28 protein-coding genes are annotated in these 25567 nt (G+C 56.6%); 16 read left to right on the top strand and 12 right to left on the bottom strand.

Annotation, left to right across the window (positions count from 1 at the left end):
* From KLP40_RS14910 to KLP40_RS14875, 8 genes are all read left to right on the top strand, one after another.
* Positions 1 to 668, top strand: a 668-nt coding sequence (locus tag KLP40_RS14910) for a DNA cytosine methyltransferase (RefSeq protein ID WP_215594637.1), incomplete at its 5' end; no start/stop codon positions are given.
* Positions 669 to 755: 87 nt separating this feature from the next.
* The gene (locus tag KLP40_RS14905) at positions 756 to 1226 is read left to right on the top strand and encodes a hypothetical protein (protein ID WP_215594636.1); all 471 of its coding nucleotides are present in this window, start codon (positions 756 to 758) and stop codon (positions 1224 to 1226) included.
* A 166-nt stretch (positions 1227 to 1392) separates the two neighbouring features.
* Positions 1393 to 1914 (top strand): hypothetical protein, encoded by a 522-nt coding sequence (locus KLP40_RS14900; RefSeq protein WP_215594635.1) that lies wholly within the window; start codon positions 1393 to 1395, stop codon positions 1912 to 1914.
* A gap of 37 nt (positions 1915 to 1951) precedes the next feature.
* Positions 1952 to 2131: a hypothetical protein gene (locus KLP40_RS14895; protein WP_215594634.1), complete on the top strand. Its 180-nt coding sequence runs from the start codon at positions 1952 to 1954 to the stop codon at positions 2129 to 2131.
* A gap of 123 nt (positions 2132 to 2254) precedes the next feature.
* The gene (locus tag KLP40_RS14890; protein ID WP_215594633.1) at positions 2255 to 2839 is read left to right on the top strand and encodes a hypothetical protein; all 585 of its coding nucleotides are present in this window, start codon (positions 2255 to 2257) and stop codon (positions 2837 to 2839) included.
* 12 nt (positions 2840 to 2851) lie between these two features.
* On the top strand, positions 2852 to 3250 hold the full coding sequence (locus KLP40_RS14885; RefSeq protein WP_215594632.1) for a hypothetical protein: 399 nt from the start codon (positions 2852 to 2854) through the stop codon (positions 3248 to 3250).
* An 89-nt stretch (positions 3251 to 3339) separates the two neighbouring features.
* Positions 3340 to 3627 (top strand): hypothetical protein, encoded by a 288-nt coding sequence (locus tag KLP40_RS14880; RefSeq protein WP_215594631.1) that lies wholly within the window; start codon positions 3340 to 3342, stop codon positions 3625 to 3627.
* Between the two features lie 237 nt (positions 3628 to 3864).
* Positions 3865 to 4761: a hypothetical protein gene (locus KLP40_RS14875; protein WP_215594630.1), complete on the top strand. Its 897-nt coding sequence runs from the start codon at positions 3865 to 3867 to the stop codon at positions 4759 to 4761.
* A 648-nt stretch (positions 4762 to 5409) separates the two neighbouring features.
* Here the strand turns inward: KLP40_RS14875 and KLP40_RS14870 are convergent.
* From KLP40_RS14870 to KLP40_RS14860, 3 genes are all read right to left on the bottom strand, one after another.
* A complete protein-coding gene (locus KLP40_RS14870) occupies positions 5410 to 5892 on the bottom strand; it encodes a hypothetical protein (RefSeq protein ID WP_215594629.1) in 483 nt (160 codons plus the stop codon).
* Between the two features lie 72 nt (positions 5893 to 5964).
* Positions 5965 to 6879 carry a replication initiation protein gene (locus KLP40_RS14865; RefSeq protein WP_215594628.1) on the bottom strand — a complete coding sequence of 305 codons (915 nt, stop codon included), beginning with the start codon at positions 6877 to 6879 and terminating at the stop codon, positions 5965 to 5967.
* A gap of 1553 nt (positions 6880 to 8432) precedes the next feature.
* Complete coding sequence (locus KLP40_RS14860) at positions 8433 to 9146, bottom strand: ParA family protein (RefSeq protein ID WP_215594627.1); 714 nt, start codon at positions 9144 to 9146, stop codon at positions 8433 to 8435.
* Positions 9147 to 10005: 859 nt separating this feature from the next.
* On the opposite strand from KLP40_RS14860, the gene KLP40_RS14855 reads away from it, so the two are divergent.
* Both KLP40_RS14855 and KLP40_RS14850 read left to right on the top strand, forming a co-directional pair.
* Complete coding sequence (locus KLP40_RS14855) at positions 10006 to 10470, top strand: BfmA/BtgA family mobilization protein (RefSeq protein WP_215594626.1); 465 nt, start codon at positions 10006 to 10008, stop codon at positions 10468 to 10470.
* Positions 10471 to 10521: 51 nt separating this feature from the next.
* Positions 10522 to 11604 carry a DUF5712 family protein gene (locus KLP40_RS14850; protein WP_215594625.1) on the top strand — a complete coding sequence of 361 codons (1083 nt, stop codon included), beginning with the start codon at positions 10522 to 10524 and terminating at the stop codon, positions 11602 to 11604.
* Here the strand turns inward: KLP40_RS14850 and KLP40_RS14845 are convergent, their stop codons facing one another.
* Positions 11605 to 11919: a hypothetical protein gene (locus KLP40_RS14845; RefSeq protein WP_215594624.1), complete on the bottom strand. Its 315-nt coding sequence runs from the start codon at positions 11917 to 11919 to the stop codon at positions 11605 to 11607.
* Between the two features lie 2 nt (positions 11920 to 11921).
* Positions 11922 to 12194 (bottom strand): hypothetical protein, encoded by a 273-nt coding sequence (locus KLP40_RS14840; RefSeq protein ID WP_215594623.1) that lies wholly within the window; start codon positions 12192 to 12194, stop codon positions 11922 to 11924.
* Between the two features lie 179 nt (positions 12195 to 12373).
* Between KLP40_RS14840 and KLP40_RS14835 the strand changes: the two genes are divergently transcribed.
* The 6 genes from KLP40_RS14835 to KLP40_RS14810 all read left to right on the top strand — a co-directional run bounded on the left by KLP40_RS14835 (position 12374) and on the right by KLP40_RS14810 (position 17681).
* Positions 12374 to 14530, top strand: coding sequence for a type IV secretory system conjugative DNA transfer family protein (locus KLP40_RS14835; protein WP_215594622.1), 2157 nt, complete (start codon positions 12374 to 12376; stop codon positions 14528 to 14530).
* A 102-nt stretch (positions 14531 to 14632) separates the two neighbouring features.
* Entirely contained in the window at positions 14633 to 14830 is a 198-nt protein-coding gene (locus tag KLP40_RS14830; protein ID WP_215594621.1) for a hypothetical protein, read from the top strand.
* Between the two features lie 44 nt (positions 14831 to 14874).
* Complete coding sequence (locus KLP40_RS14825) at positions 14875 to 15078, top strand: hypothetical protein (RefSeq protein ID WP_215594620.1); 204 nt, start codon at positions 14875 to 14877, stop codon at positions 15076 to 15078.
* Positions 15075 to 16406 carry a Fic/DOC family protein gene (locus KLP40_RS14820; protein ID WP_215594619.1) on the top strand — a complete coding sequence of 444 codons (1332 nt, stop codon included), beginning with the start codon at positions 15075 to 15077 and terminating at the stop codon, positions 16404 to 16406. The genes KLP40_RS14825 and KLP40_RS14820 overlap by 4 nt, the downstream gene beginning before the upstream one ends.
* Before the next feature lie 76 nt (positions 16407 to 16482).
* Positions 16483 to 17232, top strand: a complete 750-nt coding sequence (locus tag KLP40_RS14815) for a hypothetical protein (RefSeq protein WP_215594618.1) — start codon at positions 16483 to 16485, stop codon at positions 17230 to 17232.
* A gap of 8 nt (positions 17233 to 17240) precedes the next feature.
* A complete protein-coding gene (locus KLP40_RS14810) occupies positions 17241 to 17681 on the top strand; it encodes a SpoIIAA family protein (protein WP_215594617.1) in 441 nt (146 codons plus the stop codon).
* A 56-nt stretch (positions 17682 to 17737) separates the two neighbouring features.
* On the opposite strand, the gene KLP40_RS14805 is transcribed toward KLP40_RS14810, so the two are convergent.
* The 7 genes from KLP40_RS14805 to KLP40_RS14775 form a co-directional block, all read right to left on the bottom strand.
* Complete coding sequence (locus tag KLP40_RS14805) at positions 17738 to 18394, bottom strand: hypothetical protein (RefSeq protein WP_215594616.1); 657 nt, start codon at positions 18392 to 18394, stop codon at positions 17738 to 17740.
* Positions 18395 to 18567: 173 nt separating this feature from the next.
* A complete protein-coding gene (locus KLP40_RS14800; RefSeq protein WP_215594615.1) occupies positions 18568 to 18810 on the bottom strand; it encodes a hypothetical protein in 243 nt (80 codons plus the stop codon).
* A gap of 162 nt (positions 18811 to 18972) precedes the next feature.
* Positions 18973 to 19470: a hypothetical protein gene (locus KLP40_RS14795; RefSeq protein ID WP_215594614.1), complete on the bottom strand. Its 498-nt coding sequence runs from the start codon at positions 19468 to 19470 to the stop codon at positions 18973 to 18975.
* 87 nt (positions 19471 to 19557) lie between these two features.
* A complete protein-coding gene (locus KLP40_RS14790) occupies positions 19558 to 20958 on the bottom strand; it encodes a M20/M25/M40 family metallo-hydrolase (protein WP_215594613.1) in 1401 nt (466 codons plus the stop codon).
* Between the two features lie 71 nt (positions 20959 to 21029).
* On the bottom strand, positions 21030 to 21776 hold the full coding sequence (locus tag KLP40_RS14785; RefSeq protein WP_215594612.1) for a hypothetical protein: 747 nt from the start codon (positions 21774 to 21776) through the stop codon (positions 21030 to 21032).
* 29 nt (positions 21777 to 21805) lie between these two features.
* The gene (locus KLP40_RS14780; protein ID WP_215594611.1) at positions 21806 to 22384 is read right to left on the bottom strand and encodes a hypothetical protein; all 579 of its coding nucleotides are present in this window, start codon (positions 22382 to 22384) and stop codon (positions 21806 to 21808) included.
* Between the two features lie 62 nt (positions 22385 to 22446).
* Positions 22447 to 25563 (bottom strand): T9SS type A sorting domain-containing protein, encoded by a 3117-nt coding sequence (locus KLP40_RS14775; protein WP_215594610.1) that lies wholly within the window; start codon positions 25561 to 25563, stop codon positions 22447 to 22449.
* Positions 25564 to 25567 lie beyond the last annotated feature (4 nt).

The raw sequence follows: 25567 nt of genomic DNA, 5'->3' as shown, positions 1-25567 counted from the left end.
GCACCCGCGCCGGCGACAAAGCCGCCCGGTCCGTTCGGCCGGTGTGCCGGTACTCCCCCACCGTGACCACCAACGGCGGCAACCTCTTCCTGGCCAGCGTGCAGCTGCTGACGACCTACTACAAGCACGGGGCCGTTAAGCGTACGTCGGAGGCGTGCCCTACCCTGCGCACCAAGGACTGCGCGGCGGTGGCCACCGTGCACCTCGACGGCTTCACCTTCTCCCACCAGTTCAGCAATACGCCCCGGCTGCTGCGCGAGCCGGCCCGGACGGTGGTAGCCTCCCGACGCCATCAGTACCTGGCCCTGATCCGGCGCGGGCCCTCGTACCTGGCGCCGGCCGAGGGAGACAGCCTGGTAATGCGGCTGCTGAAATACGTGTGCCGCAAACACGGCATTGCTGATATCCTGATGCGGATGCTGAAAGTGCCGGAACTGAAGCGCATCATGGGATTCCCGGAGGATTACCAGCTGCTGGGTACCCAGACTGAACAGAAGGCCATGCTGGGCAATGCCGTTTGCCCTCAGGTAGCCGAGGCCCTGGGCCGGGCCATGCTGCCGGCGCTGGTACTGGCCGGCCACCGCCGGCGCCCCCCGTTACGCCCTCAGGTGGTCGAGCGGTGGGAACAGGGAGAATTATTCGCCCAGGATAACTACCGGTTGGAGTAGGTCACACAAATCCGGCTCTTTGATGCAATAAATGCATCAAAGAGCCGGATTTTGCGTATATACGTGGGTATATCAGCCCAATGTACTATGAAGGACGAACTCCACGTAGCCTTGTTTTTTAGTGACCGAAAGCCCCATCGGCTGGCTCCCACTTCCATTCTGGTGGTAACCAACTACGGGCCTGGCTTGGGTCGGACCTTGCGCCACCGGGGCTTTCTGAGCGGCCCCCTGGCCCTGCGTACGCTCACCCCCCTGGAGAAAGAAGAAGCGGCCCGCCATTACCGTTTCCGGATGGTGTTCTATGACAGCTGGGCGGAGTTGATTAGGGATGAGCAGAGCTTTCTGCAGGAAGATGCCGGCATCGGGAACTACTTCCTGAGCGTGTGCCAGGCCTGCGCGCTCGATACGTCCTACTCGCCTAAGTGTGTGCCCCACAAAGCCGGCCAACCGGCGGCTACCGACGTATTGGATTTGATGAAGCGGCCGGAGCTGGATGCCGACTTTACCCCGGACGAGTTAGCCGCCGCCGAGCAGCAATTTCACAAAGCCGCCGCCTGAGTCGCTGAAAAGCCCCGCCCCAAGGCGGGGCTTTGTCGTTCTGGGTACTGAAAAGGTGGGCTGTTGCGGAGGAAAGTCAGGGCAGACACAATCTGATATATATTTTGATTTAATTATTGAATCATTAATTTCAGCGCCGCGTATAGCTACTTAAAGACCAACTTCGATGAACTGCTACCCTACCACCTTACTGAACCTACGTCGGCTCGCGTCGATCGGGGACCAGGTGCGCCGGGAGTTTCCGCAGGCGGCCATTCTCTTCGAGTTGGAAGACCGATTCATTCTTACCGGGGCAGAGGCCCACCACGTCGGCCAGTGGCTGCGCGTGGGAACCGTTCGTGCCGGCGAGACAGTCATCTGCGAGTGGAGCAGCTGGGCCCTGCAGGTTCGGGTACTCCCCTGGCTGGGGCAGCAGTACCAGGTGCGCATCGTGCGGCCATCCATCGAGGAGCTGACTTGCTCGGCCTCAGTGGTCAGCACGGCGGCCCTGTTGCGACATCCGGCGTTTTCGGCCCGGTGGGTGAGCTGCCTGAGTAAGCAGCTGGGCCTGGTGGCGCAAGCCACGCAGCTGGATGAGCTGGAACAGGAACTGCTGCGCCGGCGGGATGCCTACGATGACCGGCTGGTGCAACGCGCCGGCTTTTGGGCGCATCTTCCGGAAGACCCGGTTGAATGGTCGACCGCTTAAGTGTTCAATACTTTCATTATCTTTTCTTACGACTACCATGGAAACCATCACCACTTCCCAAACCAAGACGATGGCCGCCACTTCCTCAGAGGCCTACGTTCCCAATCCCCTGCTGGCTTCTCCCGAGGCTGACCGGTTCGCTTCCCACTGCCTGCTGATGCTGGAAACCTGTAACTATGAGCATTCAGAATCCGTCACTACAATGCAGCCTGCATAATTTGTGAGAAGCAAAGTACAATACCCCGAAGTTTTGTACATTTGAATTCCCATTCTGCGTCCTCCTTCCCGTTCTGGTCCCGTCCTGTGCTTGTCATGTATTGCCCGGTGAAACTCCCTAGACATGCTCGATTATATCGACGTAGCACGCGTTCGGCTTGGTCACACCTGCCCGGTTCAGAACCCAAATCCTGGTAAGGATAACGTAGCACTCTCGTTTACTCCCGACTTATTCCATTTAACTTATTTCATCGACCGTCGCAAAGGAGAGCACGACCAGAACTGGTCGGAGGCCTTCCTGACCTGGCCGATTGTCTATGGACTGGCTGAGCCCGCCCCGGGCGTAGGTTTCCTGCTACTGGACCTGAAGGGTCCTCGACAGTGGGTGATTGAAGCCGGCCTGACGCTGGAGACCCCAGGCAAGGGCGCCGCGGAGTTATGGTTGCGCCAACCGCCCCGTGAGATGGTGCCCCTGGCGCTGGCACTGGCAGATACCAATACCGGCGAAGTGCTGGCCCTGCGCGTGATTCAGGTGCCCGGCACCATGGCCACGGAAGCTCGGGCCCTACTGGGGCGGCAGCGGCGTTTCCTGCCCGGAGTATTGGCGAGCCAGGCGCAGCAAATTATTTGTGACCGATTCACCTCCCGTGAGCTGCACTCGCTGTGCGCTACCACTTTCGTGGATATTGCCTGCGAGAAAAGCAACTAATTCGTTATTGCTATGAAACCCACTGTTGCCAACTATCAGGATAGTACCGGCGTGCAGCTTTCCACTCGCTACCAGATCCTGGATCACTCCTTTCGCCAGACCGTTATCGTGTGCGAGGTGCCGCTCATCCGCAACCAGGTGGCCAAGGTGAGTGCTCCGCTGCAGAGCAGCATGTCCGCTTTCGTTCGCCTCATGTGCGCTACCTACAGTCTGGACCCGGGCAAGCTGGTGCTGGTGCTGAGCTACGTGCCGCTTGAGCAGGTACCGTATTGTGGCCAGGGTCAGCTGATGCAGGTTTCCTGGGAAGGGTGGACTCCCAGCCTTTTCGGAGCCGAGCTGCGGGGCGTGCACTGGTACCATGCCCCGGATCAACTGTTGCACCAGTGGCAGCAGCTGGCCACCAGGGCGTAGCCAACCTCGCAAAGATTAGCAATAGATGAACTTTTGATTAGGTAATTTATTGCTACTTTCGCCAATCCCATTCTGCGAAACCCATTCTGATGCCCCGCACTCCTGCCGTTCCGGAAGACGCGCATTCCATTGCTCCCCTGGCCGCGCTGCGCGCTGGCTCCTTCGACCTGATGGAGCTACTGCGCTGGCGAGGCGTTGTGCAGCGCTCCTGCCGTGAACAACTGGATATCGGCTGGTATCGACTCGTGGAGGCGACGGCCAACCCCCTGCTGTTTAAGCTGGAGGAGGTAAAGCGTATTGCCGCCAAGCTGGAGGTTGACGAGATGGAATTGGTGGCTTTCTTTCTGCAGCAGCCGCTGCAGCAGAAAACCACTTAAAAGACAAACCCCCGCTTCTTGCCGGAAGCGGGGGTATTTAATGTTCGGAAGCTCTCTGAATGCCAATAAAGAGTTCTTCCGTGCGGTCGGAATGCCCGAAAGGGCTGCACAGGAATCGACATGCCAAATATAGAGAAAGTTTACCTAGATTCAAATTTTTGCCGCCACCCACACTGGGTGCGGAAGTGGGGAAGAAACGAGGGCCTGGCGCTTGACTTGCTGGTTTACGCGGCCAAGATGACGCACATTCCATCCTTTCGACAGGAGCCCTGGAAGCTGAACGAACCAGGTAACGTATACTTCCTGGCCTCGCAGTTCTGTGAGCTATTCGGCCACTCCTCGGCGGCCTTATTCTCCCGGCCAACCAGCCAGCAGCTGGACTACGTGTTTCGTGGGGCGCCGGCGGAACATCTGGAGACGTACGGCAAGTGCCGCCTGGATACCACCCTGTACGCGATGTGTGAGCGGGCGCTGATGTTTTCCAACCAGTTATTCGAGCGCAACCAACTTGAAATCGGTAAGGAAGCCAAGCTGGTGCAGACGTCGCTGAAGTCGGTGCAGGTGTTCAAGGAGCTGGAGGTACGCCACAGCCACGGAAATTTTGTGAGTTATCAGTTTCTGGTTGGGCCCGTGTTCCGGACCAACAACCACGTACGGCCGCAGCTGGTGGACCTGGCCGACTACACCAGTCTGCGCACGCCGGCCACGGCCAAAGAACCCACTGGTCGATGCTGGGTCGCCGGGCGTTACCTCTACCTTTACTTGCAGTATGTGCGCGGCGTGATGAGCAGTGAGAAGAACCGCCACCTGGAAGTATTTCACGCGGATTTCAACGAGCTCTGTGCCATGATCAGCGAGACAAGGATGCTGACGGATGCAGAGAAGGCCCAGCGCCGGAAACTGCCGGAACAGGAGCTTCGCAAGCTGGATGGTAACCTGATGCGCTTCCGGGCCAGTAACCTGCGGGCCGCCCTGAAACGGGTGTGCGAGCTGCCGAGCGTCGGCTTCACCGCCCGCGTGGAGGCCGCTACTCCCCTGGAGCAAAGTGCGTACCGGGACAGGTACGGCAAAGAAGCCCCAGCTTATATCGTCACGCTGCAGCGCAAGCATAAAGATGGTAGACAAGCCGCATAAAATCAGCGACTTATCAAAGTACAAAAAAGCACAAATCTGGAATAGGTTTGTGCTTTTTTGTGCCCTCATTCCTGATTATCAGCAGCTTATATACTTAGCCACTGAGACACACAGTAGCTTTTGCTGCTTCAGCAGCTGCAGAAACTGCCTGGCCCAGTCTGTGGATAACAGTTACTTCTCACTCACACCCCCTCTTACTTTTCACTCACGGAGAGTTACTTCTCACTCACAAGAGTTACTTCTCGCTCACACAGTCCTACTTCTTGCTCACAGTGTTACTTCTTGCTCACAACGCAGAATTACTTCTCGCTCACACAGTGTTACTTCTTGCTCACGGAGAGTTACTTCTTACTCACAAACTCCTTATAGGTAGAAAGACGTTCTATCAGGAAGAAATCGTTCTGGAGAATAGAAACCCAAAAAAAATAAAGAAACAAACCAGCACGAGTAACCAAGACGATTGGCTTTTAGGGTGATGTTCGGGGCCGGCCGGGCGAGAACGGCCGTTTTTACCGGGAAATCTCGCGTCTGCCGAACGTACGCCGGTCGTGGTGGGTATGGAGATGTCTGGGAACCAGAAGGCGCCACAAACGAGAATTTCTACACTAGGGGGGGCGCGGCTCAGCGGGCCCGACTTATCAGCCGGCGTTACCGCATTAGAATAGCGCGGCGATACCTCTGCCGACCGTTGGCTAGTATCCGGGAATACAGCGGGAACTTGCGCGCCGCATCTTTCTCCAATTGGTCCCCAAGGGCTTGTTGCGCCTCCCCTTCCAGACGCTCAAACTGTTCACTACCCAGCAGCTCGTACATGGCGAACTGCTCCAGCGTAGGGAGCTCCCCTTCGAAGAGCAACTGATTCATCTCCCCAACTGTCGTGGGAGAGTTCGGCACATCGGGCTGGGCACCAGGAAACTGTTGCTGCCACAACCGGTAGTTATCGAGGTAACGGCGGTGCTTCTTTTTCACCCGGGGATATATTTTGCGGCCAACCATTTTCAAAAGGGCCGGCAACCACCGCTTAGGAAGCTTCATCGCTACGCGAATCCACCAGTTGTCGGAGGTCTCGTAAGTCAGGACCTGGGGAAAATTCAGAGGCGGGGGAACGGCAGCTGCGGTAGCGTCAGACATGAGGCGCATAGTTGGGGTAAAGCCATTGTGTACGGCTCAACCAGGCCCAGAGCTATTACTGCAGCGGAAGAATCACACCAGGCCCAGGGTCTTCAGCAACAGGCCGCCGGCATTGGTGGTGGCCTTGACCTTCTCGGTGCGCAGATCAAACACAAACCGGTTGACCTTGGCCACGAGGTCGGGGCTGGCCAGGATCTGCTGCACCAGGTCCGGCCGGATGATTTTGAGCTGCTCCAGGTTGCGTTTGCAGACGGCCACCTTGTTATCCTCCATCGGGCTTTCAAAGGCAATGGTGAGCTGCGGGGCCTGGGTCTGCCGGTTGATTAGAAACTTAATCAGCTCGAAGCTGCGGCCACGCTTACGCAGGTCGTACTTAATGCGCAAATCCGTATGGGTGCTGATTTGGTTGACCGATACGTCCAACACCCACTCCCGCAGCTGGCTGATCTTTTTGAACTTGTCGTTGCCCTTCTCGTCGATGACGCCGAGCATGCGCTTCAGATCCGTAATTTCCAGCAGCGGCGTTTCCCCTTTATCCTTCCACTGGCTGCAGATGGAGTAAATGCGCTTGGCATACTTACTTGACAACCGGAGGGCCGCGTAGAGCTGGAAGGATGTAAAGTTTTCCTTCAGCTCGAACAGGTACGGCCGAATATCTTCCGAGAGCTTCACGGCCACCGTGCCTTCGCCATCCAGGTACTCGACACTCTGGAACATCCAGATCTGCTTGTAGCTCTTTTTCGTCTGCACCTCAAAAACCCGGGAGCCCATATCCGCCGTGGCTTTCTTCAGCTGGACGTGGTTTTGCTTCTTGCCGGTAACTTCAGCCAGATCCTTCACCGACAGCCGGTATATTCCGTCCTGATTTTCCTTGCGTAGCTGGGAGAGCAGGTAGAAGAATAAATCCATCTGCAGTTCGGTGTACTCGTAGCGTGCAGTGGTGATGGCATTGTGTTGCCGAACCTCCAAAGATTGTTTAGCCTCCATGGCCCAAATAGACAAAAACCCGGCTTGAAAAACAACCGGGTTTTTCACATATCAAACCGGGCTCTTCTACATATCAAACCGGGCTTCTGGGGTATCAAACCGGGTTTCTCGCATATCAAACCGGGTTTTTCACGTATCAAACCGGGTTTAAAGACGCTGCTACTCGTTGATAGTCAGTGGCTTATATGGTCCTCAAATAGAACAAATACCCATAAATACACAAAGTTGGTGCCCCACTGACTGACAGCTTTTTAGAGTTGTGGTTCGATAGCAGTTTCCAGCAGACCAGCCACCACACCACCACAACACCTTTCCATACGGCTTATGGGATTGTATTATTTTGATTTTAAGTTAGGTTTAATATTTATAAAACCCGGTTTGATATGTGCGACATACGCCTGAAAAGCCCGGTTTAATATGTGAGTCGGGGGGTAAAACGGCCAATCCAGGCAATCAAGGCAGATTTACTCGGCCCACTTACACTCGATTCCTAGTTTCGCATATCAAACCGGGTTTTTCAGGCATCCCCTGGAGCTGAGGGAAGACCAGCAGCAGGAATCGGCCCCCGCTTCCTACTATAGCCCCTCCCCTACCCCGGAACCCAGAGACACCTTTTCCCAACAGCCCCCTTCTCTTTCCAATTTTCGGAAGAGTTCAGCACTCGTTTTTAAACGATCTATGTCACAACTACTCATCGCGCCGACACTTATATGCAACGTAAGTAGCTTTTTTACCTCTTTTTAGTCAATTATATGTTGGATTACTTATTTTAACGCAGCTTTTCCCTTAAGTCACATCTTCGGCCCATGCGTCCTTTACACCGTATAGGGCCTCCTTATCTTTGTCACAGCGGATCGGAAAAGCAGAGTGCTAAACGGGCCATCTGTTTATTTCTCTTCCTGCTGCACAAGACGACGAAAAAAGGCCCAGCATTGCTGGGCCTCTTTTTTTGTCTACTTCTTTGGGGGTATCAGCTGCTGGTGCTGCTCAACTAACGGTAAGTAGTAGTCCAAGGCAGCTTGGGTAATCTCAGAAATCGAGGTTGAGATACCAGCGATTTTTAGCAGTCGTTTGGTTTTGGTAAGTGGCTCCCGGTATGACTCCGGTACCCGGAGTACCATCGGGGGCAGAAGCTCATCACCTGACGCCGCAGCCGGGCTATTCAAGACTCTCTTCCGAGGCACAGGTGCTGTGCGGGTAGTCGTGTTTTTCTTGCTTTGCTGAGTGGGCTCAGTGGGAACAGCGGACTCAGGAGTATTCCCAGGCAGGACCTCCGTTACGTCCATCTGAGAAAGTTCTTTCAATGGCACTGTTGGAGTTTGCTCCTGGGCCGCAGCTGGTGCAGAAACCGGCGCAGCTGCAGAGGCAACAGGTGCCGGCATTCTTTCCGCAGATGTGTCGGCCAGTGATGGAGGTGGACCCAGGCGATTAGGTCCACCCTGAATGTTCGTGCCAGGCTGGGTGACCATTGCCCTCATGGCCATGGAAGGATCAGCCCGCCGACGTTTTTTCGGGTCTTTGGGTTCGTTTGATGAGTCGCTCATGGCAGTAGGTTAATTAGTTGAACCGTTCTCCCCTTCCAGAGAGGAGATGATAGCGTTTGCCAGGGCCAGCATTTCCTGTTTGGCCTCCGGTACGATGCTGTTCTCTCGGGCGTACCGCGAATCGGAAAATGGCCGAATGGTCGATACCCGGTTGTAGGAAGCACGGGCACGAACGACCTGCTTCATACGGGGGAATTTCATTTCATTCAGAAATTCCTCTACCTGCTTATCCTCAATCTGGCCTGGATTGACTTTGTTCTGTAGCAGCAAGAGATTGAGAGTATAATCAGCTCCATCGGATACGCCGTTACTCAGGCCAGTTACGAATGATGCCACGGCGAACCGGTCAAACAAGGAAGCTACGATTGGGACAATTACCAAATCACAGGTCAGGATCAGTTGCATTTGGGCCGGATCATCCGAGCGGCCCGGCAGATCCACAAATACAAACTCAGGAGCAGTGGTTTCATCCTCCGCCAATTTGTCGAGATGATCCAAGACATACGCCGCATCCATCGTCAGCACTTCGTAGGGGGGCGTCTCGTTCTCCTCCAGTAGTTGCTTGTCGTAATACTGCCGCAGGTTTTGAATGGATTGCTGTGGGTCAGCATCAATGACGAGCACTCGCCGGCCAAGTGTGACGGCTAGCGTTGTGGCAGCGGCGGTAGTTAACGTGCTCTTCCCTGACCCTCCCTTCTGGCTGGCAATTGTAATAAGGTACATAGTTGTGTTTTTAGTGGTTTGCTGCAATTATATAACAAAGTAACTTTATGGCAAAATAACAATGTTATAAAGTTACTTTATGCCATTGTTATGTTGTAATAATGTTATAAAGTAACAAAGACACAAAGTAATATTATTACTTTGTGTCTTTGTTATAAAGTAATATAGTTATAAAGTTACTATGTTACAATATAACTTTGAAACAAAGTAATGAAGTAACAATGTTACCATGTTATAATATAACTTGGTTACAAAGTTATATTGTTATAATGTTTCTTTGTTACTTTGAGACATTTGCCAGTTAAATGGCAGCGTGATTTAAGCGTGTAACATTGTTATAATGTCACAAAGTAATATTATAACAATACGCACCCAGATCGCCAAAGCAGCGCCAGCAACAAAAGTTACTTTGTGATATTGTTAAAATGTTATAAAGTTACTTTGTAACATCGTCAACGGTCGGCGGAGAAGATCCCTCCTCGCCGGCGGCATCAACCGCTCTAGTGGCAGCCCGGCAACACGGCCGGCAGGACCCGCGCCCCTTTAGCCCTACGGCCCCACTGGGCACCAGGCGGCGCGCATGACTCGCTAGTGGCCCCAGCTCCGGGGGGCAGTGAAGACGCACGATGAGCGGGTGCCGGGGCAGTGGTAATGCAGGCATCAGCAACCCCGCCGGCAGGCGACCCGGGCACCCGAATCCGTTCAACGTAATTTTTAGCAAGAGGAGCAACTACCATACAAGCCTAACTGCTTGTATGGTAGTTGCTTACAATCAGCAGAGCTGATTTTTGGTTAATTTGTAGTCTTAATGTGTTAATATTCAGATTGAAAGTGATTAAAAACACGATGATTTTGTACCATGAGTGAGCGCCAGACGAAGCATGTACTAATTCGCGCTACCACGCACCGCCAGGCAGTCATTGTAGCAGAGGGTTTTGAATGTACACTGAGTGATTACGCCGATGCAGCAGTGGGCTATTTTGCCGAGCGAGGGTTGGACCCACGTTCCATCAAAGCGCGGGAGAGCGTCATCATCATTGATGAAATCCGGAAGTCAACAGACCGGCTTTTTCGGTTTTTACAGGTGCAGGAAACCGGACTGCTACTGCCGATGGCGCGCATTATGCTAGAAGCTTTAAACCATTCGGCGGCCGGTCGGAGACAGGGGTTGCGGTTGCTGCTGCAGCAGCTTGGGCAACTGGATACGTTCGACAAGCAGAATGCAACCGGAGAGGAATACGTCAGTAAACAGTCAGAAGCCGGGATGGATTTGCTCATCAAAACCCTGGAGGAACAGACAAAACAAAGTCGGAAAGCAAGGTGATTATGGGCCGTGGGGCAGGAATATTTGGCTTTAAAATGATGTGAATGTGCCATGTATATCAAGGTGATTAACCCGAAAACGGACGGCCACGATGCCTACAAAAATGACGGTAGCGCGGCGCAAGTAGTCAACTATCTGCGAAAGGAGGGATTGGAAAAGAGTGAGGAAGTGCGCTTTTTCACCCGTGAAGAGGAGAGCATTAGCGGAGCGGAAGCGGCCCAGATGATGGACGAGAACGTGAAGGGCCTGACGAAAAAGGAGGCTAAGTTTTACTCGCTGGTCATTAGTCCCAGCGAACAGGAATTGCACGCAATCGGGAATGACCCCGTAAAGCTGCAGGACTTCACGCGGGATGTAATGGCTGCCTATGCGTCCGAATTCAAGTTGCCCAATGGGCGGGTACTGGCCCCCGATGAAATCGTATGGGCGGCCGTGCAGCACAACGAGCGACACTACCGCGGGACGGATAAAGAAGTGGTGGCGGGGGAGGCCGTGGCCGGTACGAAGAAGGAAGGACTGCAGACGCACATCCACGTTATGGTTTCAGCACGGGATGCGGAGCAGAAGATTACGCTTAACCCACTGGGTAAAGCGGACCGGTTCAGCAGGGTGGAGTTTGCCGCCCGAGGAGGGGCCGAGTTTGCCATGCAGTACCAGGTATTGGACTACGCCAGTGAGCAAGGCAAGCTACCCACCATGAAAGCACTGACCGCTACTTTCCGGCAGGCCATCCTGGGTAAGGAACCAATGGGGGAAGAGGAAATAGCGCGCCGGCGGCAAAAGGTGGGGGAGAAGGTAGAGCAGGTGAATGCACAGCTGCCGGCAGATAAGCAGCTCGATGCCGAGCGGGTGAAGAATATCGGGCAGGAGCGCGGATTTGACCGGGTGTTCTATTCAAGCTTGAGCCGGATTGGTAAACGAGCGGAGCAGGGTAAGCCAGTCGAGGAGCCGTACACGCTGTTGCGCACTGGCAAGCTGAATCCGGCAGCAGAGGTAAGCCGGGCTGCATCGTTGGCGAACCGGAGCGTGGTGCCGTTTGGGCAGGGGTTGGCCAAGCTCACCGGGGGGCAGCGCGAGAACTACACGCAGGATATGTCGGAGAAATCCGACCGACGCCATGAGCGGGAGCGGTAGTTACCGGCGGTGGCGGGGAAGCCAATAGAGGGCATGCGCCTTGATGTCGCGCACGTAAACGCCATCCGGGCATACGGTGGCCACCGCCTGCAGGTCGGGGGCAGCGACTACCCCGAGCTGATACCGGCAGTAGCGGGTGGACTTGATGCGGCGACAGGTGATGATGTGGTAAACGGTCCCAACGCGGGTGCCGCCGCCGACCACGCTGGCCAGCAGCTCATCCGGCTGAGGGGCTGGGTCAGTAGGGGAGAGCTGGTACCAGATAGAGCGGAGGCGAAACTCGACCCCATCAATGTTGATCGTGCGAGCCGGCATCCTCAGGCGGCAGTGGCCGCAGCATCATCGTCCAAGGGGAGTACCAGGCGCTTCACATACTGATACAGCGTATCCAGGGCCGGCGGGTCCAGGATGATGACGCTATCCACCTTGGCGGTTTTAGGCGAGTGCTTTATTTCAACCAGGAACGAATGAAGGTAGTGCAGGTTGAAAATGGATGTGCCTTCGACATAGTTGGCTACAAAGCGGCCGCTATACCATATCAGGTTACATTTTTCATCGACGGTAAGAGCCGCAAATTCAGAAACAGTCATAGCGATAGGGGCAGGAAAGGAGCAGGGTAGATCGGTATTCCGGGAAAAATGAGGTTTTTTGCGAAAAATAATCTAAAGTTCGTAATAAACTCGACCAAAACTCACTTTTAGCTCATCTTATGACAGCTGTACCACAAGCACGACCACCCGGGAGCAGCGGGGGAGCCCTGTACGGGCTAATGGCTCTTTTACTGATTGTTGGCGGGGAATACTACCTGCTAACCCACCCGGCAACGCTGGAAGCAGCGGCTACCACGGCCAAGGCTGCGCAGGCGGTACCGGCGAGCAGTGGGGGACTAATGAGCAAGTTCAGCGGTGGGGGCTGGGAGCAGAAGCTCCTGGCGGGTGGAAACAAGCTGCTGGCCGCCGGCGTGGGTAAAGGCCTGCGGGCCCTGCTGCTGATCATCAGCCTGGCCATGTTCTTTGTGATGAAGGCGCCGCCGAAGCGCCCGGGGCAGCCCCGCCGCATCCCCCGCGACTTGAAGGCCGTACGGCCGGCGCTGATCGTGATGGGCGTCCTGGTAGTGGTGCTAGGCTTCGCCCTGCAGTTCATCGACTACGCCACCGGCAAGCTGCTGGAGTACGGCTACCCATCTCTGGTTGGCGGGATGCTGGTGCTCGGCTTTCTGGGCGGCGTGACGCTGGCCAGCACGAAGGTTGCGAAAGGGGAGCTGCAGGCCGAGAAGGAGCCGATAGTTACCGAGTTCGGCATTGTGCTACGCGCGGCCGGCGGGCAGTACGTGAACATGCCCAATATTTTTCGGGGTATCCTGGTGCTGGGCGGAGCCGGGGCCGGTAAAACATATTCCATCGGGGAGCCGGCCATTGAGCAGATGATTGGCAAAGGCATGTGCGGGCTGGTCTACGACTTTAAGTTTCCGACCCTGACCAATGCCGTGAACAAGGCCCTGCACTACTCCCAGACGAGCGAGAAGCCTAGAAGCTACGTGGTCAATTTCCGGGACATGGAGCTGACGGATAAGGTCAATCCTATCCGGCCGGCGAATCTGACGGAACAAGCCATGGCAATGGAGATTTCCACTACGCTCATGAAGAATCTCTCCCCAGGTGGAGCAAAGGAAAACGACTTTTTCTCTCAGAGCGCGGAAATGATCCTGGGGGCGCTGATGTGGTTTTTCAAAAACAACTATCCCGCCCTGTGCACGCTACCCCACGTTGTAGCCGCCGCGCAGCATCCGAACCTGCCGGGTGTGCTCGGGATGCTCAGTACCGATACGGAAAGCCGTACAATGGTGCAGAGTGTAATTTCCTCCGTACTGGGCGGGGCCGAAAAACAGACGGCCGGTATCGTGGGCCAGCTGCAGTTGTCCCTGGCCAAGATTGCCACCAAGGAAATCAGCTGGGTACTCGCCCCGGACGAGCTGGCCGGCGAAGGCTTCTCCCTGGACCTGAATAATCCGGCTGATCCGGCTGTGTTGTGCCTGGGCAACGATGCTACCTTATCCGATACGTTCGGCCCGCTTATCAGCTGCATCATTTCCGTGTGCATCAAGAAGATGAACCAGGAAAAGAAAAAGCCCTCGTTTGTCGTCATTGACGAAGGAGCAACCATCTACGTGCCGGGGCTGGAGCAGCTGCCGGCAACGGCCCGGAGCCGGAAAGTCTGCCTGCTCTACATGACCCAGGACTACGCCCAGATGGTGGCCCGCTACGGCCCGGAACTGACGGAGGTAATTATCTCCAACCTGAACAACCAGCTGATCGGGAAAGTGAACAATGAGAAAACGGCCGAGATGGTTTCCCGCATGATTGGCAAGGTAGAGATGGAGGTAGTAAGCGTGTCAATGGGCAAGAGCAGCGGGGGCGGCAAGAGCGGTGGGGGCAGTAACCAGGGCACGTCCGTTTCGATCCAGGAGCGGCAGGTAGTGCAGGCCCGCGACGTGTATGAGTTGGTGCAGGGCGAGTTCCTGGGTCAAACCGTAGAGAGCCACCAGACGTTCTTCCGGGCACGCATTCAGCGGGAGGAACTACCCGGTGATTTCCCGATACCCAAGCGGGCCGGCTTTGAGTGGGGTAATGTTCCAAACGAACAGGAGCTGGAAGAGCAGGTTCGTCTTAAGGAACTGGAAGTAGCACAACTGCGAGCGGAGAAAGAGAAGCTGGCCGGGGTGGAGCCGAGCAGCCCGGCGCAGGAGCCCAGCAAACCCGTCGACCGGCTGAAGCGCAACGAGGTCGTCGCGGCCAAGTCCCCACTGGAGTTGCTGTTGATCGAAAACCACGCCCGCATCTACCAGGAGATTGATACGCTTATTGACCGGTATGCCTTCAAGCTGGAAGAGCTGAAGTTACCGAAGAAGCCCGTAGACTTCGTTTAATTCTTCTCCCGGCATGTTTGCGCGAACGAGCGTGCCGACAACATAGTAACTTGCTGACGGTGTTGCTGCGTTACCTGTTCAAGTCCACTTACATGCTGACCAATGAAGTTTTTCACTAGTCACTCCGATCAGGAGCTTTCCGAACAAGCCTTGAATGCCGCCGTGCTCGTTGCCTGCACCCACTGTGAAGTGGGCACCCCGCACCAGGTAGAAGAAGTGGTAGAGGCGTTGACCCAAACCACAAGCCTGGTTTCGGTGCGGTGCGAAATCTGCGACGAACAAAGCCTCATCGTGGAGTAGATAAGCTGCCGCGATGCATTATAAACCCATTAGCCATATCAACCATGCACAGCACTAAACAAATACCCAGCACGGCCATAGCCCGGTTACTGAGCAATCCGGAACTGACCCCCGAACAGCGCGACGTGTACGTAGCGTTGTCCCAGGGCGACATTACGGATGAGGAAGCCATTCAGAAAGTAATGGAACTGGAGGCTTCCCGCAACGCTGCCGAAAACCAAGCTGCTGACAAGCCGACTACAGCATGAATCTGGACTACAACAGATACGGCAACACCTTACCGGAAAACAAAGTTGGGGCAGATTCCGCCGAGCAGCTGGCCAGGGCCGAACGCATAGCCGGCGACTTCCGGCGCATGCAGCTGGAGACAGGCCTAGTCGAAGTAAAGGGCAGTCTCGATACCCAGCACCTGAAGCAGCTGCACACGCACGTCATGAAGGACGTCTACGACTGGGCCGGTCAGACGCGACAGGAGCAGCAGCACGAGCGGGAGCGCCTGAGTGGCGACGTGCAGCGGGGGCGCATTGAAACCATCAGCTACGCGCCGGCGGCCGAAGTAAGCGCCCGGCTCGATACGCTGAGCAACCAGCTGAAAGGAGAAAACATGCTGCGGGGCAACACCCCGGAAAACTTCGCCGGACGGGCCGCCCACTACTTCGACCAGCTTAACTACATTCAGCCCTTCCGGGCAGGCAATGAGCAGACGCTGATGGCCGGGATGACGGTGCTGGCCAAGCAGGCAGGCTACGACCTGAAGTTTGACCAGATCAAGCCCGAGGACCTACGGCGGGCGGGCGATGAGGCCCTGCGAAACGTGGGGGAGTCAAAAGCCGGGCCGGGAGCTGAGCAGAGTCGCCTGCGCGAGCTGACTTCGTTGTTTGAGCGGGCCACCGTGCCCCTGCCCGGCGTACAGGCGGAAGCCGCCCGCCACCCCGTAATGCGCGGGCCGGCGCAGGACCCACCGGAACTCCGGCAGCAGATGTTTGATGCGCAGCGCACAGTGCAACAGCACGGTCGCAACGTGGTCGACAACTATGCCATTATCGGGATGCAAGGAGATGTGCCCAGGGCGAAGGTGGAAGACACCTACCGGGCACTGTTCCACGCCAGCCGCGGCGAGCTGGTGCAGGCGGGGGCACCGCTACTGAAAGAGGCGGCTACGTACGTAGAGAAAAATAACCCGTTTCCGGTCGAGGGACCACAGCCGCTGCGGCAGGCCATCCGCAAGCTGGAGGAGCTGCAGCCCGCCTTTGAGAGCGAACGTAACCGCAATACGTTCGTGCAGGCCAGCGCAAAAGTGGAAAACGCACTGTGGGGCAGCGGAAGCCGCATGGAGGCTCAGGAAGTCCGCCGGGCGGCCGATACGGTTTCCAGTGGCCAGAACCTTTCCCCGGCTCAGGTTACGCGCCTGGATGGGGCCATGCAGACAGCCTACCAGGTGGCCAGCAAGTCCGGGGACCAGGAAACCCGCAGCGCCCTGCAGGAAATGGGGCGCAGCTCCCAGCAGCTGCTGCAACCAAAGCCTGTAACTCGGGAAGGCCCAGCCGTAACCCGGGAAATTGACCGTGAACGATAGCACCATTCCATTTTGGATACAAGCAAGCCCCTGCGATGGTCGCAGGGGCTTTTTTTTTACCAAAACCCCATACCCCATGTTCACACAGAAAATTGCTGTTCACCGGCTGGACTCGGTGCAGCGCGCAGCCCTCAGCCAGCAGATGTACCCCCTGCAGGCCCAACTGTTTGCGGGAGTCGATTACGAGACGTTCCGCACCTACGTAGTTGATTCCACGGCCTGGAGGACGTGGATTTACCTGCACCGGTCGGAGCAGGGAGAGTTGGTCGGTTACCTGGCTTTGCATACCTTCCGGAAAGTGATAACCGGAAAGCGTCGCCAGATCTTCCGGATGGAAACAGGGAAGCTGCCCGCTTACCGTGGGCGCGACCTGACGGTACTGCGGGCCATGGCCCGGATGTTGGTGCACAGCCTCTCGGGGCTGCGCTATGAGAGTTTCTTCTTCGCTTCGATGGTGTATCCCTCCTCGTACGCAATGGCTGCCAAATACGCCCCCAGGGTGTGGCCTACGCTGAGCCACGATATGCCGGCAGAGAAGGAAGCGCTGCTCTACGAGCTGGCCGACGTGTTCAAACTGCGGATGGTGACGCCATCAGCCCCGCTGGTACGCTACGTGGGCTGGATAACGAGGGAGCAGGGGAAGAAAGTTGTGTGGAATCCAACTATCAATCCGCACGCAGTGTATTTTACACAGCAGAACCCTACCTACGACCTAGGACATGGGCTCTTAACCCTGGTGCCGGCGTCCATCTGGGACATTTGTCGGGCCCTGGTACGCTTCCTGACCGGTCGCGGTCAGCGACTACTTCGAACTCACCGTAACTAGCCCACCTATTGCTCACACCTACCCACTCCCATGTTGTATTTGAAAATGACGCTGGTAAAATCATCAGCTTCCACGACTACGTGCGCCTTGTCTGGAAGAGAGGCGACCGAACGGACGAAGACATCATGGAAGCGCTCAATAAGACGCTGGAGACCGGGAAGGTGCTAAACATCTGCCGGTTACTGGTTGATCAGGAATTCATCAGGACCTGCTCCGTCGAGGTAGAGGTCTGGTTTAAATATGACTGGTTGAGCCGGGCCCGAATGAATTTTGACTTCGGCGCGGCAGCTGTGTTGAGTAGCCGTAATCTTTTGGTCCGAATAGCTACCCTGGGAATGCTAAATCACCTGGTTGGAAACAGGGACCGTTTGCGGATAAAGGTCTTTCACGCCGGCCAGGAAGAAGAAGCTATCCAGTGGTTGTTGCAACAGCACGCACCAGAAAAATAGAAAGAGCCTGCCCCTAAACGGGGGCAGGCTCTTTGGCTTAAACGGGCGGTAGGGGACTAATGAGAGAAGACGACCAGTTCAACGTCACTGTTCATTACATCTTCCCGGGTGCCTTTAGGGTGGCGAAGCAGCCACCCTTTACCATTGTGGCCATTCACCCAGGTATGGGCTTCCGACTTCGTGGTAGCACCCTTGAGCTGAACCCATTCCTCCAAAGGAGTAGATTCAACCGTATCTTCTCCCTTCATCACAACTTTCGGCCCACCGCTGCCTTTCGACGGCACGGTGACAGCCACATACTCAGGAGCACGCTCATTGCCAAGGCCTTCAATAATGACAAAAACTCCGCCCTGGGGCATCACTACATTCTGCTGCTGCAGGGGAATAGTGAGCAGCCCATCCGGACCCGGGAGCTGATTAGCCGAGAATGTTACGGGCGTCATCAGGTCGGGGCCATTGGGAACAGTGGTCGGCTTGTCAGTACCAGCGGCTACCAGACGTACCCGCAGACGGCCCTGTTTTACCTTATCGTCCTTCAGGTGCAGGCGAATGCCGGTAATGGGGTCATCAGCAGTCCCGGTCAGATGCACCGCTACCTGAATGCCGGGAATCAACGCGTAGGCGTTGATCGGCCGGCGGCGCCCCTCGTAAGGGGAAACTACGGCCTCGTGGCGAGGCCGTACTACCACGTCGGGCAAGTGTTGCTGACGCATAGTATCAGGAGCAGTCAGGGAGCCGGATTGACCGAGAAGAAAGATGAGTGTAGCGAGCATAAAAGTTGTGGGATCTAATTAGACAAAGGTAAGGCTAGGGAGAAGGGGAAATAACAATACCGGGTAGTGAGCCCGGTATTGCTATGGTGTTGCAGAGGTACGCGGCGACTGGGTTAGTCGCAGAAAGCGGAGTTGGGGATAGTGGAACCGGTGCTGAAGCGGATACCGAAAATCCAGGTGCTGTAGGTGCCACCGCCATTTGCGTCGCAGTACATGCCCGAGCCGAAGAGTCTGGCTTGGGCCTTGTTAGCAGGAGCGGCGGCCAGCATTACGCCGGTGGCCATTGCGCCGATTACGGCTAGTTTCTTGCCCTTCTGGCGGGCAACAGTCAGGAGGCGTTTGAATTTGCCTTGCATCGTGATAAATGAAAATGATACGTGCCTACTCGTGCGCTTTTCGGCGGCCGCGTTCCTAGCTAGGGAGTAGGCAAATATGAGTATTTGATTTATTAAAAACAATATTTCGATTAGCTTGAAATTACTTTTAGTTTAGGTTTGGGACAGTAGGGGGAAAATCTCTTACTGGGCGCAGTATCGGCCACCGGCCAGCTCCCAGCGGGTACGGTCTGCCCGGCGCTTCGTCCGTTGGTAGAGCGTGCCCAGAACCATGAAAATCACTAGCACTCGTAGGCCGGTCGTCCAGGCTGAAAAATCCGGAGTCGAATCCAGCGAGTATAGGATCACACCAGGTACAGAAGCCAGATACATTCCCCAAACGGCACGCACATTCCACTGCTGGGAGAAAGCAAAGAGCAGGTGGCGGCTCAGGTTTTCCACGTAAACCAGCAGGGCCACGCCCAGCAACACGAGTAGTCCAGCGTGAGGCTGAACCCAATCGACGAAGGCAGAGCCGAGCATTAACCAGCAGCAGGTGCCCAGTAAAAGGGCCCAGCCAGCTCTGAGCAGCGTAAATCGGGTAGATGTAACTGGTACTGGCCGGGCGCTAACGGAGCGGATGGCGTATACCTGGAATAGAGCTACCAGCGTCAGGGCGAAGATGATGAATAAGGCTTGCATAACGAGTAACGATATATTGATGTAAATATTAAATCAATATTTGTGCCAAGGAAGCGAAAACGCCCCGGTGTACGGGGCGTTTTTGCATTATTCCGGCAGGTTTTTCAAGTAGTGTCGATAGAAGCGCATTCCCTCGTAGAAGCTGGAAACAGCCAGGTGCTCGTCGCGGGCGTGAAAGCCGGCGGGGTCACTCATCGGCCCGAACCGGAAAACCTGGCGAGTAAGGCCGGTGAAGTGGCGGGCATCAGTCTGCCCCACCATCAAGAAAGGGGTAACCAAGGCGCGGGAGGGCAGGGAGGACGCAATAAGCTCGTAGTCGGCCGAGGCGCTACGTGCCGGCATCGCGGTGGGCTCAGCGGGGCGACCAACTACCAGCAGGTGCACGCGGGAGGAATCCGGAAGTAGCGCCCGCAGCTGCTGCAGGGTCGTGGCCACGCTATACCCGGGCAACAGGCGTAGGTTGATGCGGGCGCGGGCCTCACTGGGTACTACGTTGTCCTTGGTTCCGGCCTGCAGGCGGACCGGGGCGAGGGTGGTACGTACGGCTGCCGCGCCGGCCGGGGTAGCGGCGTAGCCCCTCAGAATAAGGGGCTCCATCAACCAGCGGTTAGCGAAGGCCAGGCGCTGCGGCCACGGCAGATGCGGGCCGATGTGGCCGGCCAGCTGCTGCATCGGCTCCGTGAGCTGGGCGGGGAAAGGATGGTGGCGCAGTTGCTGGAGGGCCGAGAGCAACAGGTCCGGGGCTGTCTCGGCCGCCGGCATCGAGGCGTGGCCGCCGGGCGCGCGGGCGACCAGTTCCACGGTCAGGAATCCTTTCTCGGCGGTACCGACCAGCGCCACCGGCCGGCCCTGCATCCCCGGAACGCGGCGGCGGGTGATAAAGCCTCCTTCATCGAGAACCCGGGCCAGCGGGAGCTGCCGGGATTTAAGCCAAGCGGCGGCGCGGCCCGCGCCGCGCCAGCCACCGACTTCCTCATCATGGCCAAGTACCAGGTACACGGGATGGGTGGGAGAGTATCCTTCCTGCAGCAATGATTCGATGGCTTCCAGCTGGGCAATGAGGTTGGCCTTGTTATCTGTCACCCCACGGCCCCAGATTGAATCCCGGGCAACCACGCCGCCGAATGGCGGGTAAGCCCACTGCGCGGAATCCTCGACCGGTACCACGTCCTGGTGGGCAAGTAAGACTGTACCCGGACCAACTGAGCGGCCCGGCCAGGTAAAGAGCAGGGTGCCGCCACCGAGCAGCCGGGGCTGCAGCTGTTGATGAGTTAAAGGGTAAGAGGCGGCTAGGAAGCGGCGGAAGCCCGCAAACTGGGTAGTATCTAGCAGCTGGGTATCATCCTGAGAGATGGTACGGTACCGGATAGCCTGCTGCAACCGGCCCAGTGCTGCCATGCGCTGCGTGGAAGACCAGGGCGTAAGCGACTGCGCCAGCCCAGGGGAGGGGGCCGGCGCAGTCGTCGAAAACCAGAATGTGCGGGCCACAAGTCCTACTAGCAGAAGGCACACGAAAAGCAGTAGCCAGCGTAACGAACGGATAAGAGAAGCCATCTTCATTAGGGTTGCTTAGAAAGCATAGCAGAGAACACGTTCTCTAAGTCGTAAGTGAAACGATGACGTTGTGGCGGACCAGCTGCGATAGTAAACAGGTGGCGGGCATCAAGTGGGATATTTTCCCAGCCAGAGTCAGTGGTAGGTTCACCGGATTGGAACCGTCGAAAAGTTGGATCATAGGTTGGAGACCAGGCCAGGATACGGTGCCGATAATCCAAGTAGGTAAGGGGACGGACAGCCCGGATCAGGTTTAAAGTGCACTGGGCGTACTCCTTCCACATTAACCTATGCCATGTATTGTACTCAGTCGACGAAAGGGTTTTGGCAAACTGATAATTACGAAGCAAGCGGTCCCGTTGCTGTAATAGGGGGCGGGTTTTGCGCCAGGACTCAATGGCAAATGAGTCGATGTGCTGGCGCCGATTCACTTCCGTCATTTGGCGCTTGAGTTCATCTACTTGGAATGTGAGCCGCTGGGTCAGACCATGAAATACATAAGCACATAATGCCCAACCTGCAAATACCAGCATCAAAGAGATAAGTGCGACAATGGTTATGGAAGCATACTCATTCCAGTGACCGGAAAATGGGTGATCAAGAACAGCGGCTGCTTCTTTAATTACAGTATGATCTAAAACAACATCGTAATCGGGGCGCAGCTCCGGATAAAGGGAATAGATTTCCCGAAGTCCCAGTGCTGCGGAATCCCGAGGCTCAAGCCCAATAAGGCTCTTTTGGAGCGAATCCAAATCTAGGGTTGGCTGAGACATAATTTGGCTTATTGGGCAGTTGCTGCGGCAACTTTCTCCGAGGCGGCGGGGGCCAGCGGAATAGGGGGGGCGGCAGGGTGCAGAACGGCGACGTAGGGGTAAGCCCCTTTTTTGCCAGTGTACAGCGTTATCGTATAGCCGTTGGCCTCGTACCTTACGCCCTCACACTCAATGCAGGTAACGGGCGTATTTACCAGCTTCTCACGCTTCAGAGCGCGGTGCAGGGGCTCGAAATTGCGGGCATTGGTGGTCTTGAATAGCACATCGACAATGCCGCCGGGCATTGGGCGCAGGCTTACGCTGGACTCGTACACCTCTTCCGGGTCCGCGCCATTGTCAATTGTGTCGCCGGCCGTCCAATACGTTTCCTGCGTTTTGGTGATGACGCCGCGGTAGGTCCACTCGGGCGTAAACAGGGCGGCCGTCATGCGCTGCAGCGGTAAACCGGACGGCAGGGCCCCGAGTTTCTGCAGCTGCTCCAGGGAAAGCTGCTGGGCGCGGGCCGGCGCGGTGCTGAGTACCTGGGCGACCAGGCAGGCCACGCCGAAAAGGATAGATTTTGTACGTGAAAACTGAGTTGGTTTCATAACCGGGGGGATGTAGGAAGGTGAAACTCCAATTCCCCGCCTCCCTGGAGGCGGGGAATTAATCAATGCTGAATCCGGATGTTGCGCGTGATAACCTGGCGGCCACGGGTGAGCTTCAGCACGTACAGTCCGTTGGGCAAGTCCTGCACGTCGATGCTGGCTTTCCCCAAGCGGGTAGAAGCCGACTTTACCTTGCGGCCACGGTCATTGTAGAGGTCGGCACTGAAGGCGTGCGGGCTTTCCGTTTCGGGCTCGGTGCCCGTGGGCTGCGGCTCACCGCTGACGAGGGTACTAGCCACCAGGTAACTCGTGCTGGGGTTGGGCGAAACCTCGTAGGTGTAGGGGTCACAGAAACGACCGGAGCCAGAGTCATATTCCGGGGCTACTGTGGCCGTAGCGAGCGGGGTAGGCTGGCCGGTGCAGGCATCTGGGCCGGTCACGGTTACTTCGACCGGATCATAGCGTACCATGAAGGACAGCTCCGGCGTCTGGGTCACGATAGTCGTGGGTGAGGTGTTGCCCCCGGGGCGCATAATGCGCCGCGTCCAGGTGTAAGGTCCAGGGGAGTTGCCCTGGGCACGCATGGTAATCGTCGAGTACGGGCAGATGCGCATCTGCCCCCGCAGGTCGATTTCGATTACAAGTCGCGTGCTGGGCTCCGGGGAGATGGTATAGGAAACGGCCGGCGAGGGAGCCGCGCCGGTTCGCTGAGCTATTACAGAAACCACGACATTTCCGGTGCCGCCGGTGAGGCGTATGCCCTGGGTCATATCCAAACCGGCAGCTGACGAGCTGCCGGTGGAGGTAAATACGGCCGGTCCGCTCACGCTCCAGGTATAACTGGTGCGCGCCGTGGCCGACGCGCAATCATCCAGGCTGAGCGTAAAATTAGAGCCAATACAGTAGGTCGTAGGGTTGCTCGGAGCAAAGCGGGGTGGTTGCGTAACATTAAACAGGGCGCGCGTTACGAACTGCTGGGCCGGGCCGTCCAAGGTAACGTGGGCGGCATTCCCTTTACCGTAGGTATAGTAATCGTCGAAGGGCGTTTCACCCTGACAAATCAGGTTGCGGCGGGACAGATCCGTGTAGGGATTGGGCAGGCTGCCGGCAGTGCCGTAGTTGGTCATATTCCGGTACTGAAAGGCCAGGGCGCTGACAGTTGGAATAAACGTGTGGTTGGGGAGCACATTGGAAAATTTGTAGGAGTACCCCTTTTGTTGCTTCCCATTGAGCGTGTAATACTGAATCTGGTACTGAGTATCAAAGGTGCTGCCGGGTGCCAAGTCGTAAGTGCCCTGGGAGGAGTTGATTTTAATCTCGTAGCGTTTCAGAATATTCTTGAACAGGGCAACCAGCACGCGGGCCTCCCCATTAAACACGGTGGCACTTCCGCCCGGCCCAGGCCCAAAATACATATTGGCGGCTATCTGGGTGCCGGGCTCAGTTGAGCGGTAGAAAAACTGCCGCCGCTTGTTGCCGGCGTCACGTACCACGTCCAGTTGCAGGCCGGTACCACCAAAAGAGCCGAGCTGAGTGTTTACCTGGCCGGTGTTGGCCCCATTGGCCAGGCTCACCCGGCGTACCTGAGTCGGAAATCCATAGGAGCCGGGCAGGCCGTTGTTCGTCAGATTCCGCATGAAGGGAATGTGAAAGCTTTGGCCACCGAAATCCTCCAGGTGCTGCACCAACATCTGTTTGGCGGCAACCGATTGTAGTCGCTTGTTATTGGTTTCCGCTTGCTCGGATACGCCAATGAAATACTTCAGGAAAGCCTGGTCCCCAAGGGGAATGTTCGCTCCCCCGTGGGGCGCGTCGAAGGAAAACCAGGTATCCACGTTGTGCTTCCAGTAGGGATTCTGGTAGGTGATTGGATTGGATGAATCGGCATAATTCTTTTCCATCAGGGCTAATCCGTAACGGGAAATAAGGCCGCCCATACTGGGGCCGATGACCGTGATTTTCTGGTTTGGGTCGGCCATCAGTGCCTTTACCCGGCTTAGTAGCTCCACGAACACCAGCGCGTTACGCTCGATGTAATCAGCCCCGCCGTCGGCCCAGTCCAGCTGGTTCTTTTTGTTGGGGCGCCACACCCAGGGAAAATTCAGAATCACCAGATCTCGCTCCTTGCCGCCCACGGTCAGTGCGGGCGTCAGGGGCTCAAAGTCCTGCGCGATTTTCGCCAGGCTGCGTTTGTCGGACGGGTCAAAGCCATCCATGACTATAACCGGGTTGCGCAGGAAGGCATCCTGCTTGCTGAGCGGGTGATAGAGATACGCGACGGCCTCCCCTTCACCCTGGGCGTTCAGCCCTTCGTAATCGGTCCAGGCCTTCCCCCGGATAGGGGAGCCGAAGGGCATGTACACCGCCCCCATGGGGCGCGAAGCCAACGGGGCCCGCACGTACAGCTGACAGTTAGTTTGGGCCGTACTACCGTCCGTGAAGTAGTAAGTCAGCGACAGGTTCTGCCAGCCGGACGTACCAAAAAACGTCATCTGAGCACTGGAACCGGGTTGCAGGGTGAAGGCCTGGTTATAGCCGCGCACAAACACGAAATGAACCGACCGGCCCCGGTTCCCCATCAGCAGACCAGCCGGCATCGTTACCTGGAACTGACTGGCCACCGTGTCGGCCAGCACGCTGCCTACCGCCACGTCGAGTTGCTGGTAAGGATTGCCGGTGCCATTGTAATACAAGCCATTGCTGGCCCGGATGGTGCCTTTCTCCTCGGCTAGCGTATCAAGTACGGCAAAACGGTAATCCAGCAGACCGATGGGAACCTGACCGCCGCCGGCAATCTGATCAATGGCCGTGCGCAGCGCCGCCCGCTCATAGGGGAAGGCCGATTTGTCAAAGGCCGCGGTGCGCAGCTCAAAATAGCTCTGCAGGAAGTGCGAGCCATTGGACACTGACGCTGGGGTAAAGCTGTGCAGCTGGGCGATGCTGGGTACGCGGTCGTAGAGGATGTTGCCCGGAATGCCGGATTTGCTCAAAGGAGCCGTCAGGCTGTCAATCAGCTGGGTGTAAAGGCTCGGGGCTTCTACCGCGTACGTAGTAACCGGCGGCAGCCGCTGAGCCTGCGCGGGCTGGGTAAACAAAGGGGCGGCGGCCAATAAGGCCGCCGCTGAGGCCCACAAACGGCGCACGGAGCGGGCAGGGGCTGTAGGGAAAGAAAGAGCCATAGTG

Source organism: Hymenobacter piscis, assembly GCF_018760735.1.
In the GTDB taxonomy this organism is placed as follows: Bacteria; Bacteroidota; Bacteroidia; order Cytophagales; family Hymenobacteraceae; genus Hymenobacter; species Hymenobacter piscis.
This window is presented reverse-complemented; position numbering and strand designations above follow the sequence as displayed.